At 73.6% G+C, this 13,435-nt stretch carries 11 protein-coding genes and 1 riboswitch; of the genes, 8 read left to right on the forward strand and 3 right to left on the reverse strand.

Features of this window, described 5'->3' with window-relative positions; all coding sequences use genetic code 11:
* The first annotated feature begins 1 nt into the window (after nt 1).
* Both ACFYNU_RS19135 and ACFYNU_RS19140 read left to right on the forward strand, forming a co-directional pair.
* The gene (locus ACFYNU_RS19135) at nt 2-1,369 is read left to right on the forward strand and encodes a pitrilysin family protein (RefSeq protein WP_356592008.1); all 1,368 of its coding nucleotides are present in this window, start codon (nt 2-4) and stop codon (nt 1,367-1,369) included.
* 218 nt (nt 1,370-1,587) lie between these two features.
* A riboswitch (cyclic di-AMP (ydaO/yuaA leader) is annotated at nt 1,588-1,756 on the forward strand.
* A 12-nt stretch (nt 1,757-1,768) separates the two neighbouring features.
* Nucleotides 1,769-2,584 (forward strand): M23 family metallopeptidase, encoded by an 816-nt coding sequence (locus ACFYNU_RS19140; RefSeq protein ID WP_356591834.1) that lies wholly within the window; start codon nt 1,769-1,771, stop codon nt 2,582-2,584.
* Nucleotides 2,585-2,842: 258 nt separating this feature from the next.
* On the opposite strand, the gene ACFYNU_RS19145 is transcribed toward ACFYNU_RS19140, so the two are convergent.
* Nucleotides 2,843-3,124: an HPr family phosphocarrier protein gene (locus ACFYNU_RS19145; protein ID WP_356591832.1), complete on the reverse strand. Its 282-nt coding sequence runs from the start codon at nt 3,122-3,124 to the stop codon at nt 2,843-2,845.
* Nucleotides 3,125-3,259: 135 nt separating this feature from the next.
* Here ACFYNU_RS19145 and ACFYNU_RS19150 point away from each other — a divergent pair, with 135 nt between their 5' ends.
* The 4 genes from ACFYNU_RS19150 to ACFYNU_RS19165 all read left to right on the forward strand — a co-directional run bounded on the left by ACFYNU_RS19150 (nt 3,260) and on the right by ACFYNU_RS19165 (nt 8,998).
* Entirely contained in the window at nt 3,260-6,373 is a 3,114-nt protein-coding gene (locus ACFYNU_RS19150) for a GNAT family N-acetyltransferase (protein ID WP_356591830.1), read from the forward strand.
* 51 nt (nt 6,374-6,424) lie between these two features.
* A complete protein-coding gene (locus ACFYNU_RS19155) occupies nt 6,425-7,024 on the forward strand; it encodes a DUF5998 family protein (protein ID WP_356591828.1) in 600 nt (199 codons plus the stop codon).
* Complete coding sequence (locus tag ACFYNU_RS19160; protein ID WP_356591826.1) at nt 7,024-8,235, forward strand: nucleotide pyrophosphatase/phosphodiesterase family protein; 1,212 nt, start codon at nt 7,024-7,026, stop codon at nt 8,233-8,235. Before ACFYNU_RS19155 ends, ACFYNU_RS19160 begins: the two co-directional genes overlap by 1 nt.
* A gap of 67 nt (nt 8,236-8,302) precedes the next feature.
* Nucleotides 8,303-8,998: a thymidine kinase gene (locus tag ACFYNU_RS19165; protein ID WP_356591824.1), complete on the forward strand. Its 696-nt coding sequence runs from the start codon at nt 8,303-8,305 to the stop codon at nt 8,996-8,998.
* 68 nt (nt 8,999-9,066) lie between these two features.
* Here ACFYNU_RS19165 and ACFYNU_RS19170 read toward each other — a convergent pair whose 3' ends face one another.
* Nucleotides 9,067-9,849, reverse strand: a complete 783-nt coding sequence (locus tag ACFYNU_RS19170; RefSeq protein ID WP_356591822.1) for a VOC family protein — start codon at nt 9,847-9,849, stop codon at nt 9,067-9,069.
* Between the two features lie 257 nt (nt 9,850-10,106).
* Between ACFYNU_RS19170 and ACFYNU_RS19175 the strand changes: the two genes are divergently transcribed.
* The gene (locus ACFYNU_RS19175) at nt 10,107-10,943 is read left to right on the forward strand and encodes a sulfurtransferase (protein ID WP_356591820.1); all 837 of its coding nucleotides are present in this window, start codon (nt 10,107-10,109) and stop codon (nt 10,941-10,943) included.
* Between the two features lie 76 nt (nt 10,944-11,019).
* Here ACFYNU_RS19175 and sepH read toward each other — a convergent pair whose 3' ends face one another.
* Nucleotides 11,020-12,069: a septation protein SepH gene (gene sepH, locus ACFYNU_RS19180; protein WP_356591818.1), complete on the reverse strand. Its 1,050-nt coding sequence runs from the start codon at nt 12,067-12,069 to the stop codon at nt 11,020-11,022.
* Nucleotides 12,070-12,556: 487 nt separating this feature from the next.
* Between sepH and ACFYNU_RS19185 the strand changes: the two genes are divergently transcribed.
* A complete protein-coding gene (locus ACFYNU_RS19185) occupies nt 12,557-13,432 on the forward strand; it encodes a hypothetical protein (protein WP_356591816.1) in 876 nt (291 codons plus the stop codon).
* Nucleotides 13,433-13,435: the final 3 nt, after the last annotated feature.

Consider the following 13,435-nt stretch of genomic DNA (forward strand, 5'->3'; position numbering starts at 1 on the left):
CATGGAGTTCCACCCGCAGCCCACGGCCGGCGAGGCCAGGCCCTGGGCGTTCCCCGCGCCCGAGCGCGGCGCGCTGCCCAACGGCCTGACGGTGCTGCGCTGCCACCGCCCCGGCCAGCAGGTGGTGGCCGTCGAGATCTCCCTCGCCGCACCGCTGGAGGCCGAGCCCGAGGGCTTGGACGGTGTCGCGACGATCATGGCCCGCGCGCTGTCCGAGGGCACCGACAAGCACACCGCCGAGGAGTTCGCCGCCGAGCTGGAGCGCTGCGGCGCCACGCTCGACGCGCACGCCGACCACCCCGGCGTCCGGGTCTCCCTGGAGGTCCCGGTCTCCCGGCTGCCCAAGGCGCTCGGCCTGCTCGCCGACGCCCTGCGCGCGCCGCTGTTCTCGGACAGCGAGGTCGGCAGGCTCGTCACGAACCGGCTGGACGAGATCCCGCACGAGCAGGCCAACCCGGCCCGCCGCGCGGCCAAGCAGCTGTCCAAGGAGCTGTTCCCGGTCACCTCGCGCATGTCGCGCCCGCGCCAGGGCACCGAGGAGACCGTCGGACGGATCGACGCCAAGGGTGTCCGCGCGTTCTACGACGCGCATGTCCGCCCCGCCACCGCCACCGCGGTGATCGTCGGCGACCTCACCGGCGTCGACGTCGACGCCCTGCTCGCCGAGACCCTCGGCGACTGGACGGGCGACACCTCCGAGCCGCGCCCCGTGCCGCCGGTCACCGCGGACGACACCGGCCGTGTGGTGATCGTCGACCGGCCCGGAGCCGTACAGACCCAGCTCCTGATCGGCCGCGTCGGCCCCGACCGGCACGACCGGGTCTGGCCGGCCCAGGTGCTCGGCACGTACTGCCTGGGCGGCACGCTCACCTCCCGGCTCGACCGGGTGCTGCGCGAGGAGAAGGGCTACACGTACGGCGTGCGGGCCTTCGCGCAGGTGCTGCGCTCCGACCCGCAGGGCACGGGTGCCTCCATGCTCGCCATCAGCGGCTCCGTCGACACCGAGTCGACCGGGCCCGCGCTGGACGACCTGTGGAAGGTGCTGCGTACGCTCGCGGCCGAAGGGCTGACGGACGCCGAGCGTGAGACGGCCGTGCAGAATCTGGTCGGCGTCGCGCCGCTGAAGTACGAGACGGCCGCGTCCGTCGCTGACACCCTCGCCGACCAGGTCGAGCAGCACCTCCCGGACGACTTCCAGGCCCGGCTGTACGAGCGGCTGGCCGAGACCGGCACGGTCGAGTCGACGGCCGCCGTCGTCAGCGCGTTCCCCGTCGACCGGCTGGTCACGGTGCTCGTCGGGGACGCGTCGGTGATCCGGGAGCCCATCGAGGCCCTGAACATCGGCGAGGTGAAGGTCGTCACCGGCTGAGGCCGACGGCGCCTGTACGGCAGCTCCGCGCGGCGGACAAAGGGAACCCCGGTGATGAAACTGTCACCGGGGTTCCCCGCTATGTCCGCATTCATCAGGAGGTTGCCCGAATGCTCTGTGGCGTGCGCTACAAAACGGCCTGTCCGTTTGGTGATTGAAAGATGACCCCTTTAGCGTCGGTCCGGCTGTTCGCCAGAGCCCGCCGCGACCGCGGCACCGAACAGCCATCGCCGAGTCCCCGTCAGGCGCGAGCCTGGGGAGCCGGGGACCCACTCTCGTGTCCCTGGGGTGAATCGGGGGCCTTCGCGCACACCGCGGAGGAGCCCGTAGGAGACCTTCCTGCTCCGAACCCGTCAGCTAACCCGGTAGGCGAGAAGGAAGGAAAGGACCAGCCACTTCATGGCGTTCACCCGTGCCACCGGGAAGCACCGTGCCCCGAGCCGACTGACGCGCCGCGGCGCGAACCTCGCCGGAGTCGCGACTCTCACAGCGGCCGGTGTCATCGGCACCCTCGGATCCCCGGCGCTCGCCGCCGACACGGAGGCGGCCGTCGCACCGGACACCGCCCCCGCCGCCCCGGCCCCCGCCATCGTCATCGACGACTCGCTCGCCGCGACGATCGACGCCCAGGCCGACGCGCAGCACCTGGCCGCCCGGAAGGCCGCGGCGGCGAAGGCACAGGCGAAGGCGGAGGCCAAGGCCGCCGCCCGCGCCAAGGCCGAGGCGAAGCGCAAGGCGGAGGCCCGCGCCAAGGAGGCACGCGAGGCCGAGGAGCGCGCGGCACGGGCCGCGGAGCGCGAGCGCCTCGGCTCCTTCCAGCTCCCGGTCGCGGGCTCACCGGTCACCACCGGTTACCGGACGGGCGGCTCGCTCTGGTCCTCCGGCAGCCACTCCGGCGTCGACTTCCGCGCGGCGTCCGGCACTTCGGTCGTGGCTGTCGGCGCGGGCACCGTCGTCGAGGCCGGCTGGGGCGGCGCGTACGGCAACAACGTCGTGATCCGTATGAACGACGGCACGTACACCCAGTACGGCCACCTCTCCTCGATCGGCGTCTCCGTCGGCCAGGGCGTCACGCCGGGCGCACCGATCGGCCTCTCGGGCTCGACCGGCAACTCGACCGGCCCGCACCTGCACTTCGAGGCGCGCACGAGCGAGGAGTACGGCTCCGACATCGACCCGGTCGCGTATCTGCGCGGGCACGGGGTGGCTGTCTAGGGCGGGTCCGGGAAGTAGCGTCGTCCGCCCGCAGGGCGGGGCGCGCGGCGGCTGGTGCGGTGCGTCGCAAGGCGGAGGATCGGCCTCGTACCGGGCGTACTCGGCCGACTCCGACAACGCCGCGAGGCGCCGTGCCAGGCGCCGCGGGCCAGGCGGGACTTTGCGGACCCGCCCTAGGGCGGGTCCGGCGGGTGTCCGCGTACGACGAAGGCCCCGGCGGCGGTCCCGCCGGGGCCTTCGTCGTGCGTACGCGGTGCCTCAGACGGTCTCGGGAAGCTCGTCCAGGCCCTCCGCGACCAGCTTCGCCAGCCGGTCAAGCGCGACCTCGGCGCCGTCCGCGTCGGAGAACAGGACGACCTCGTCGCCGCCCTGCGCGCCCAGTCCCAGCACGGCGAGCATCGACGCCGCGTTGACCGGGCTGCCGTCCGCCTTGGCGATCGTCACCGGAACGCCGGAGGCCGTGGCGGCGCGGACGAAGATGGAGGCGGGACGGGCGTGCAGGCCCTCGGCCCAGCCGACGTTGACGCGGCGCTCAGCCATGGTGTTGCCCTTCAATGTCACAGTTGTTGTCTAGACCAGTGTCTCATGTGCCCCGTAACGGACCGGTGCGGCACCCCCCAGCCTGCCCCGGCCGGGCAGCCGACGCTACCGGTGTGCGCGCCGTAGGCTCTCCCCATGACGCCGCCGTCGCAGCACGCGTACCCCGCTCACTGGGAAGCAGACGTGGTCCTGCGCGACGGGGGCACCGCGCGCGTGCGGCCCATCACCACCGATGACGCCGAGCGGCTGGTCAGCTTCTACGAACAGGTCTCGGACGAGTCGAAGTACTACCGCTTCTTCGCGCCCTACCCCCGGCTCTCCGACAAGGACGTCTACCGGTTCACCCACCACGACTACGTGGACCGGGTGGGCCTCGCGGTGACCGTCGGCGGCGAGTTCGTCGCCACCGTCCGCTACGACCGCATCGACAGCCGGGGCATGCCCGCGTCGGCGCCGGCCGACGAGGCGGAGGTCGCGTTCCTCGTCCAGGACGCGCACCAGGGGCGCGGGATCGCCTCCGCGCTCCTCGAACACATCGCCGCGGTGGCCCGCGAGCGCGGGATCAGGCGCTTCGCGGCGGAGGTGCTGCCCGCCAACAACAAGATGATCAAGGTGTTCCGGGACGCCGGGTTCACCCAGAAACGCAACTTCGAGGACGGCTCGGTCCGTCTCGTCCTCGACCTCGAACCGACCGCCGAGTCGCTCGCCGTCCAGCGGGGCCGCGAACAGCGCGCCGAGGCGCGCTCCGTGCAGCGGCTCCTCGGTCCGTCGTCCGTGGCCGTCGTCGGCGCCGGCCGCACGGCGGGCGGCGTGGGCCGCGCCGTCCTGCGCAACCTTCTGGACGGCGGCTTCACGGGCCGTACGTACGCGGTGAACCTGGCCCTGCCCCCGGAACTCGCCGAGATCGACGGCGTCCCGGCCGTCCGCTCCCTCGCGGAGATCGAGGAGCCCGTCGACCTCGCGGTCGTCGCCGTCCCCGCCGAGCGGGTGCCCGACGTCGTCGCCGACTGCGGCGAACACGGCGTCCAGGGCCTGGTGGTGCTGTCCGCCGGATACGCCGAGAGCGGGCCCGCCGGGCGGGAGCGGCAGCGCGAACTGGTGCGGCAGGCCCGGTCGTACGGGATGCGGGTCATCGGCCCCAACGCGTTCGGCGTCATCAACACCGCGCCACCGGTCCGGCTCAACGCCTCCCTCGCGCCCGAGCCGCCCGACCGGGGACGGATCGGCCTCTTCACCCAGTCGGGCGCGATCGGCATCGCGCTGCTCGCGGGACTGGTACGGCGCGGCGCGGGACTGTCCACGTTCATCTCGGCGGGCAACCGCGCGGACGTCTCCGGCAACGACTTCCTCCAGTACTGGCACGACGACCCGGACACCGACGTCGTGCTGCTGTACCTCGAATCGATCGGCAACCCGCGGAAGTTCACGCGTCTGGCGCGGCGTACGGGGGCGGTCAAGCCGGTCGTCGTCGCGAAAGGCGCGCGGCACAGCGGCAGCGCGCCGCCGGGGCACGCGGTGCCGGTCACCCGCATCCCGGACGCGACGGTCTCCGCGCTGCTCAGCCAGGCCGGGGTGATCCGCGTGGACACCGTCACGGAACTGGTGGACGCCGGTCTCCTGCTCTCGACCCAGCCCCTCCCGGCGGGCCCGCACGTGGCGATCCTCGGCAACTCCGAGTCGCTCGGCCTCCTCACGTACGACGCCTGCCTGACGGAGGGCCTGCGCCCGCTGCCCCCGCTCGACCTCACGACGGCGGCCCGCCCGGAGGACTTCCGTACGGCGCTGGCGACGGCGCTGGCGGACCCCGGCTGCGACGCGGTCGTGGTCACGGCGATCCCCTGGGTGAACGAGAACGGCACGAGGGAATCGGGCGACGGCGAGGTCCTGGCGACGGCGCTGCGCGAGGCGGCCTCGGCGTCCCCGGCCAAACCGGTGGCGGTGGTCCACGTCGAGATCGGCGGCCTGGCGAAGGCACTCTCGGCGGCGACGACGACGGCCCCGCCCCGGGACGAGCCACCGGGCCCGCCCGGCCCCGTCCCCGCTGCTCCGCACCGTACGACGCCGCCCGCGCCGCCCGCGCCGAGCGACTCCGGGGGCCCGAACTCGTCGCCGCAGCCTGCCGCCCCCGCGCCTGCCGCCCCCGCGCCTGACGGCCCGGCTGCCGGTGCCGGCGCCGAGGGTCCGGGCGCGGGTGGTGACACCGAGGTCTCGGCCGATCGGCCCGCGCCCGTGCCGGCATCCGGCGCCACCCCCGACCTCGCCCGCGGTGCCGGCGAGCGCGGCCCGGTGTCCGGGGTTGCCACCCCCGCCCCCGGCGGTCCGCACACATCGCCCAGCGTCGGCCCCGGCCCCGCATCGGCCGCCACCCCCACCCCCGGCCGGATCCCCGCCTACCCCGCCGCCGAGCGTGCCGTGCGGGCGCTTGGGCAGGCCGTTACCTATGCGCAGTGGCGGCGGCAGGCCGCCGAGCCCGGGAAGGTGCCCGAGTACGACGACATCGACGAGAGCGGAGCCGCCGCCCTCATCGACCGGCTGCTCGGCGACGCGCCGGCCGACCCGCGCGGCGCGGCCCTCGGGGACGACGACACCCGCGAGCTGCTCGGGCGGTACGGGATCGCCGTACGGCCCACCCTGCCCGCGCCCGGACCCGACGGCGCCGTCGAGGCCGCCGCGCGGCTCGGCTACCCCGTCGCGCTCAAGACCACCGCGCCGCATCTGCGCCACCGGGCCGACCTCGGCGGCGTACGGCTCGATCTCGCCGACGAGGCGCAGCTGCGGTCGGCGTACCGCGAGCTGACCGACCTCCTCGGTGAGCCCGCCGAGCTGCGGCCCGTCGTCCAGGCGATGGCACCGCGCGGGGTGGACACCGTCGTGCGCGCCGTCATCGACCCGGCCGCCGGCGCCGTGCTGTCGTTCGGGCTGGCGGGCGTGGCCTCCGAACTGCTGGGCGATCTGGCGCACCGGCTCGTCCCCGTCACCGACCGCGAGGCCGCCGAACTGCTCCGGTCCATCCGCACCGCGCCCCTCCTCTTCGGCTGGCGCGGCTCCGCGCCCGTCGACACCGCCGCCCTCGAAGAGCTGCTGCTCCGGGTGTCCCGGCTCGTCGACGACCACCCGGAGATCGTCTCCGTGGCGCTCGAACCGGTGGTGGTCGCCGCGCGGGGTCTCTCCGTGCTCGGCGCGAGCGTCCGGCTCGCCCCGCCGCCGTCCCGCGACGACCTCGGCCCCCGCCGCCTGCCCAGCTACTGACGGGGTCCGTACGGTCCTGGCCATACATCCCGCCACCGTAGGATGGGGTCCATGGCGAAGACCGGTACGACGACCCAGGGGCTGCGCACGGCTATCGAGCGCAGTGGCTACTACCCGGCTCTCGTGGCCGAAGCGGTGGAGGCCGCTGTCGGTGGCGAGCCGATCGCCTCGTATCTGGTCCATCAGGAGACGACGTTCGACTCCAACGAGGTCCGCCGGCATGTCACCGTCCTCGTCCTCACCGCCCGCCGCTTCATCGTCAGCCACACCGACGAGCAGGCCGCCGACACCAGTTCGCCGACGCCGTACGCCACCACCTCCACCGAGTCCGTCAAGCTGGACCGGATCTCGTCCGTCGTGGTCAGCCGTGTCGTCGCGAATCCCGAGTCGTACACCCCCGGCACGCTGCCCCGCGAAGTCGTCCTGACCATCGGCTGGGGCGCGGTCGCCCGTATCGATCTGGAGCCCGCCGCCTGCGGCGACCCCAACTGCGAGGCCGACCACGGCTACACCGGCAACTCCACCGCCGACGACCTCAGCCTGCGCGTCAGCGAGGCGGGTGACGGGCCCGACACCGTACGGCAGACGCTCGTCTTCGCCCAGTCGCTCTCGGAAGCCACCACGGCCGCCGCGTCGTCGACCGGCCGTTGATGGCCGCCGGCCGCGCCGCCCAGCCCGCCGCCTGGCAGGACCCGGTCCCGCTCGCGCTGGACACCGCGCCCGTCCCCGAGTACGGCGGCGGCTCGCTCGCCGATCTGCTGCCCACGCTCGTCACCGGCCAGGGTGTCACCGTCCCGGGCGGCGTCATCCCCGAACTCACCCCCGCCGACCGCAACTGCGTCTTCCTGATCGACGGCCTCGGCTGGCAGCAGATCAAGGACCACCCCGACGAGGCCCCGTATCTGACGTCGCTGCTGGCCACGTCGCGCGGCGGCACCGGCCGGCCGATCACCGTCGGTTTCCCGGCCACCACCGCGACCTCCCTCGCCTCGTTCGGTACGGGCCTGCCGCCGTGCGCCCACGGCCTGCCCGGCTACACCGTGCGCGACCCCGCGACCGGCGCGCTGATGAACCAGCTCCGCTGGCGCCCCTGGACCGACCCGCACGTGTGGCAGCCGCATCCCACCTGCTTCCAACTCGCCGACGCCGCCGGGATCCACACCGCGCAGGTCTCGTCCCCGGTCTTCGAACGCACACCGCTCACCGACATCGCGCTGAGCGGCGGCACCTTCCACGGCCGTCTCTCCGGCGAGGAGCGCATGGACCTCGCCGCCGCCCAACTGGCCGCGGGGGACCGGTCGCTGGTCTACACGTACTACAGCGAGGTCGACGGCAAGGGCCACAAGTTCGGCATGGACTCCGACGCCTGGCGCGGCCAGCTCATGTATGTGGACCGGCTCGCCCAGCGCCTCGCCGAGCAACTGCCGCCGCGCTCCGCCCTGTACATCACCGCCGACCACGGCATGATCGACATCCCCTTCGACGAGGAGTCGCGCATCGACTTCGACGAGGACTGGGAGCTGCGCGCCGGTGTCGCCCTCCTCGGCGGCGAGGGCCGCGCCCGCCACGTGTACGCCGTACCGGGCGCCGAGGCGGACGTACTCACCGTCTGGCGCGAGGTGCTGGGGGACCGGTTCTGGGTCGCGAGCCGCGACGAGGCCGTCGCGGCGGGCTGGTTCGGTCCGCCGGACGGTGTGGAGGAGCGGGTGTACGGCCGGATCGGCGATGTCGTCGCCGCCGCCCACGACGACGTGGTCATCACCGCCTCCGTCCTGGAGCCGCGCGAGTCCGCGATGGTCGGGATGCACGGTTCGATGACCCCCGTCGAGCAGTTGGTACCGCTCCTCGAAGTACGCTCGTAGCCGCCCCGCCCCGGTCCCGCCCGGCGCACCCGTTCTCCCGCCGTATCCGAAAGGCCTTCACTTCCTCATGCCCGAGCTGGTGTTCTTCTCCGGAACGATGGACTGCGGAAAGAGCACCCTGGCTCTTCAGATCGAGCACAACCGCTCGGCCCGGGGTCTCCTCGGCATGATCTTCACGCGCGACGACCGCGCCGGCGAGGGCAAACTCTCCTCCCGGCTCGGCCTGGTGACCGACGCCGTCGAGGCGGCCGAGGGCTTCGACTTCTACGCGTACATCGTCGACCGCCTCTCCCAGGGCGGCCGTTGCGACTACGTCATCGCCGACGAGGCGCAGTTCCTCGCCCCCGAACAGATAGACCAGCTCGCCCGGATCGTGGACGATCTCGACCTGGACGTCTTCGCCTTCGGCATCACCACCGACTTCCGCACCAGGCTCTTCCCGGGCTCGCGGCGGCTGGTGGAACTCGCCGACCGCGTCGAGGTCCTCCAGGTCGAGGCGCTGTGCTGGTGCGGCGCGCGGGCCACGCACAACGCCCGTTCGGTGGGCGGGGTGATGGTGGTCGAGGGCGCCCAGGTCGTCGTCGGCGACGTGCACCACTCGCAGGACGAGGTCGGCTACGAGGTGCTGTGCCGGCGCCACCACAGGCGCAGGATGACGGCGGCCACCGCCAGGGCCGCCGCGCTGTCACCGGACGTGCTGCCCGTCGAGATGGGCGACGGCCCCGCCGTACACCGCGACACCGCACCCGCGCCCGGCCACTGAGGCCCAGGCTACGTACCCCCCGCCGCGACCGACCCCTGGGTCACCGACCCCGGCGCGACCGGCCCCGCTCAGCGGGCCGCCGACCGCACCACACTGAAGACCGCGCCCTCCGGATCCGCCAGGGTCGCCACCCGCCCCGCCGCCGTCTCCCACGGCGGATCGATCACATGCCCGCCCAACTCGACGCCGCGCCGCGCCGCGTCGTCCGTGTCGGCCACCTCGAAATACGTCATCCAGTGCGACGCCCGGATCGGGCCCAGCCCCTCGCCCACCCCGTGCAGCGTCGCCACCGCGCGCCCGTCGAGGCGCAGCGTCACCACGTCGTCGCCGTCCTTGTCGACGGCCTCCAGGTCGTATCCGAAAACCGACCGGTAGAACGTACTCACCCACGAAGCCTCGCGGGTCACCAACTCGTTCCAGACAGGCGTCCCGTGCGGCCCGGCCACCGCGGTCCCGGTGTGCGCCCGCGCCTGCCAGATCCCGAAGACCGCGCCGGCCGGATCCGACGCCATCGCCAGCCGCCCCTCGTTCCCCGCGTCCAGCGGCCCCACCCCGACGGTGCCGCCGCAGCCCCTGATCGACTCGGCCGTCGCGTCGGCGTCGTCCGTGGCGAGATACGTCGTCCACGCCAGCGGCAACCGTCTCCCCGGCGCCAGTTCACCGATCCCGGCGACCTCCTTGCCGTCGAGGACGGCACGCACGTACGGGCCGAACTGCTGGGCTCCCGGCACCCGGACGAAGGTCCAGCCGAACATCGCTCCGTAGAACTCCTGGGTCGTGCCGAGGCCGCGCACCATCAGACTCACCCAGCATGGAGTGCCGGGTCTGCGCCGGACCGGTGCCTCAGTCATCGTCTCTCTCTCCTCGAACCGTTCGCGGACGGCCGTGATCGGGATGGACATGCGGAAGACAGGCCAGACGCCTCGAAACGGCGCGGCCGGGTGCCCGAGCAGATGGTTCCACTCCTCGCCGCGCCCCGCGCCCCGGCCGCGCCGCTTTTGGCGTGATCCAGCAACAGGATGACCGTTTTGACAAGGACGTAACGTCGCCGTGTCATCACGCACGGGTCCGAGCCGAAATCCCTTGCCGGTACGCGAGGATGGCACGCATGACAGTCATCATCTCCGCGTCCGAACTCGCCGACCGGACGGCCGGGCCCCGGCCGCCCGTCCTGCTCGACGTCCGCTACGCCCCCGGTGCCCCGCCCGGCCGCCCGGAGTACGAGGCCGGCCATCTGCCGGGCGCCGTCTTCGTCGACCTCGACGCGGAACTCGCCGCCCCGCCCGGCGCCGGTGGCCGTCATCCGCTGCCCGACGTCGCGGCGTTCGGCGCGGCGATGCGCCGCGCGGGCGTCTCGGCCGGCACCCCCGTCGTCGTCTACGACGCCGGACTGGGCTGGGCCGCGGCCCGCGCCTGGTGGCTGCTGCGCTGGACCGGGCACCGGGACGTACGGGTGCTGGACGGCGGACTCGCGGGCTGGGACGGCCCGTTGACCACCGAGATCCCCACGCCGGAGGAGGGCGACTTCACCCCCGTACCGGATTCGCTGCCGCTGCTCGACGCCGACGGCGCCGCCGCCCTGGCGCGCGACGGGCTGCTGCTCGACGCGCGGGCGGCCGAGCGTTACCGGGGTGACGTCGAGCCGCTGGACCGCGTCGGCGGCCACATCCCCGGCGCGGTCTCCGCGCCCACCTCCGAGAACGTCGGCGCCGACGGCCGCTTCCTCCCGGCCCAGACGCTCGCCGCCCGGTTCAAGGCCGTGGGCGCGACGGCCGACGGCACCGGCCCCGCGGTCGGTGTCTACTGCGGCTCCGGGGTGTCGGCGGCGCACCAACTGGTGGCGCTGGAGATCGCGGGCATCCCGGCGGCGCTGTACGCCGGTTCCTGGTCGGAGTGGACGGCGGACCCCGAGCGCCCGGTGGCGACGGGCCCCGACCCCCAGTAGCGGCGGGCGCGCGACGTCATGGGCCGGGGCCGTACGCGCTGTCGCGTACGGCCCCGGCCCCATGCACTCAGTTCTGTCAGTCCTGCTTCTTACGACGCGTGCCGAAGACGATCTCGTCCCAGCTCGGCACGGCGGCCCGGCGGCCCGGCCGTACGCCGTCGGCCTCCGCCTGACGGTCCGTCGTACCGGTCAGCCGATCGCGATGGCCCGCCACCGAACGCGGCATCAGCACATCCGCGTACGCGGACCCCGCGCCCGCCGAGGCGGCCGGTGCCACCGGCTCCTCCTCCTCGGGCGCCTGACCGGGCTCGATGGCCGGCGGCTCGGGCGGCGAAGGCCGCTCCGGGACCACCATGTCGCCACGGAAGCTCGGCACCGCCTCCAGCAGGCTGGTCAGGGTGTCGCGTTCGCTGGTGTCCTCGTCCGGATCCGGCGCCGGCCGATCCATCTGCCGCTCCAGCGCGCGGTCGAGGGGGCGTTCGCGATCCCTCGGCAGCCGCGCGATGCGCGGGACGAAGGGAAAGCTCGGCTCCTTCGTGCCGACGGCGAGCGAGTCGTCCGTCTCGCCGATCAGCGAGCGCGCCTCGTCGTCGACGGCCTGCACGAGCCGCCGGGGCGGGTCGTACGTCCAGCTCGCCGAGTGCGGTTCGCCCGCGACCCGGTAGACGAGCAGGACTTCCCAGGTGCCGTCGTCGCGGCGCCACGAGTCCCACTGCGCGGTCTCCTTCTCGGCGCCGCGCATGAGCAGCCGCTCGTTCACCGCCTCGCCCAGCTGGGGACCGGTGTTCTCGCCGGGGCGGCGTACCGCCGTCTTCCTGGCGCGCTCGGCCATGAAGGCACGCTCCGCCAGCACGGGACCCTCGAAGCGGCGCACCCGGTCGACCGGGATCCCGGCCATCTGGGCGACCTCTTCGGCGGACGCTCCTGAACGTATCCGCGCCTGGATGTCACGGGGCCTGAGGTGGCTCTCCACCTCGATCTCGATCTGGCCGAGGCGGGCACGGTCGTTGCGCACGGCCGCGCGCAGCCGCTCGTCGATGGGGAGCGTGTACTCCGTGCTGTCGGCAGCCTTGAGCACCAGTCGTGTGCCGTCGTTGGAGACGGCCACGACACGCAGTTCGGGCATGGGGACCTCCCGGGTGGTGCCTGCCGACGTCACGTGCGTCGCTGCTTCCGCTAGTCGAGTGTGACCTGCCCGGGTGCAGCCTGCCACAACCTTGCCGAGTTGCCCGGCGTGTCGGGCATGGGCCCTGGAACGCCGTCATGACACGGTTGCCTGTTTGCGACGCAGAGTGACAGACCTGGTCACGTTACGTAACAGACGCCCGTGCGGTGCCATCGCGCCGCCGGATCGAGTGCCACTTCGGCCCCCTCCCGTAGACCCGGACACCTGTGAGGGAGTCCGGCCCCAGGGCTCGCCACAGTACTCCATTCGGGCCATCGGGGTGGACTGCCACGCCACCGAAGTTCTCCGCGGGTACGGCAGTTGAGGGGGTGTCCGTATCCCGTACGGGTGTCCCAATTCACACAATCTCCAGAAGCGGAACTATCCGATTCGCTCACATGTCCCTTCTTGGTGCACGGTGGGGCAGATGGGCAAGCAGAGGTCGGAGATGGATCAGAGGCAGAATCCGGGCATACGGACCGGTGCGGAGAGCGCGGCACAGGCCGGGACGCAGGGCGGGACGCAGCGGCTCGAACTGAGCGTGCCGCAGGTGGCCGGCAGCGCGCTCGCGGCCGTCGCGGCGGCGGTGTTCGCCTCCAAGCTCGGGGTGTACGGCACGATCATCGGCGCCGGCGTGGTGAGCGTGATCGCCACCTGCGGCGGCACGGTCTTCCAGCATCTGTTCCGGCGCACCGGCGACCAGATACGCGAGGTCTCGGTCCAGGTGAAGCCGAGGGCGCGCCAGGTGTACGACTCCGAACCGGCCCCGTCCGCCCCACCCCTCCGGCAGCCGTCCCCTCAGCGGCCCTCCGCCGAGGACGAGTTCGGGGGAGCCACCACGTACGGCACACGGGTACGCGGCTGGAAGCGGTCCGTCGTCGCGGCCGTGGTCGTCTTCGCCGTGGCGATGCTCGGCATCACCGCCTACGAACTCGCCGCCGGCCAGGACCTGAGCGGCGGCAAGGGGACGACCTTCAGCTCTGTCGTACGCGGCGGGGACACCGACCGCGACCCCTCGCCCGACAAGCCGGCCGAGCCCGGGGGCGGCGGACCGTCCCCCTCCGACGACGGCACGGGCGGTGGCGACGGCACCGACAAGGGCACCACCCCGGACCCCGGCGCCTCCACCGGAGGCACCCCCGACCCGTCCGCACCGGGCGACGGGCAGAGCCCCAACACCCCGGAGACCGGCGGCCCTTCGACCGCCCCGTCCCCCGAGACCTCGCAACCGGGCGGTGACTCCGGCGGATCGGCCGATCCCGGCGGCCGGCCCGCCGTACCCCCGCCGTCCACGGCCCCGACGCCCGCGCCCTCCGGCGAATGACGG

It is taken from the genome of Streptomyces sp. NPDC006643, assembly GCF_042870175.1.
Classification (GTDB): domain Bacteria; phylum Actinomycetota; class Actinomycetes; order Streptomycetales; family Streptomycetaceae; genus Streptomyces.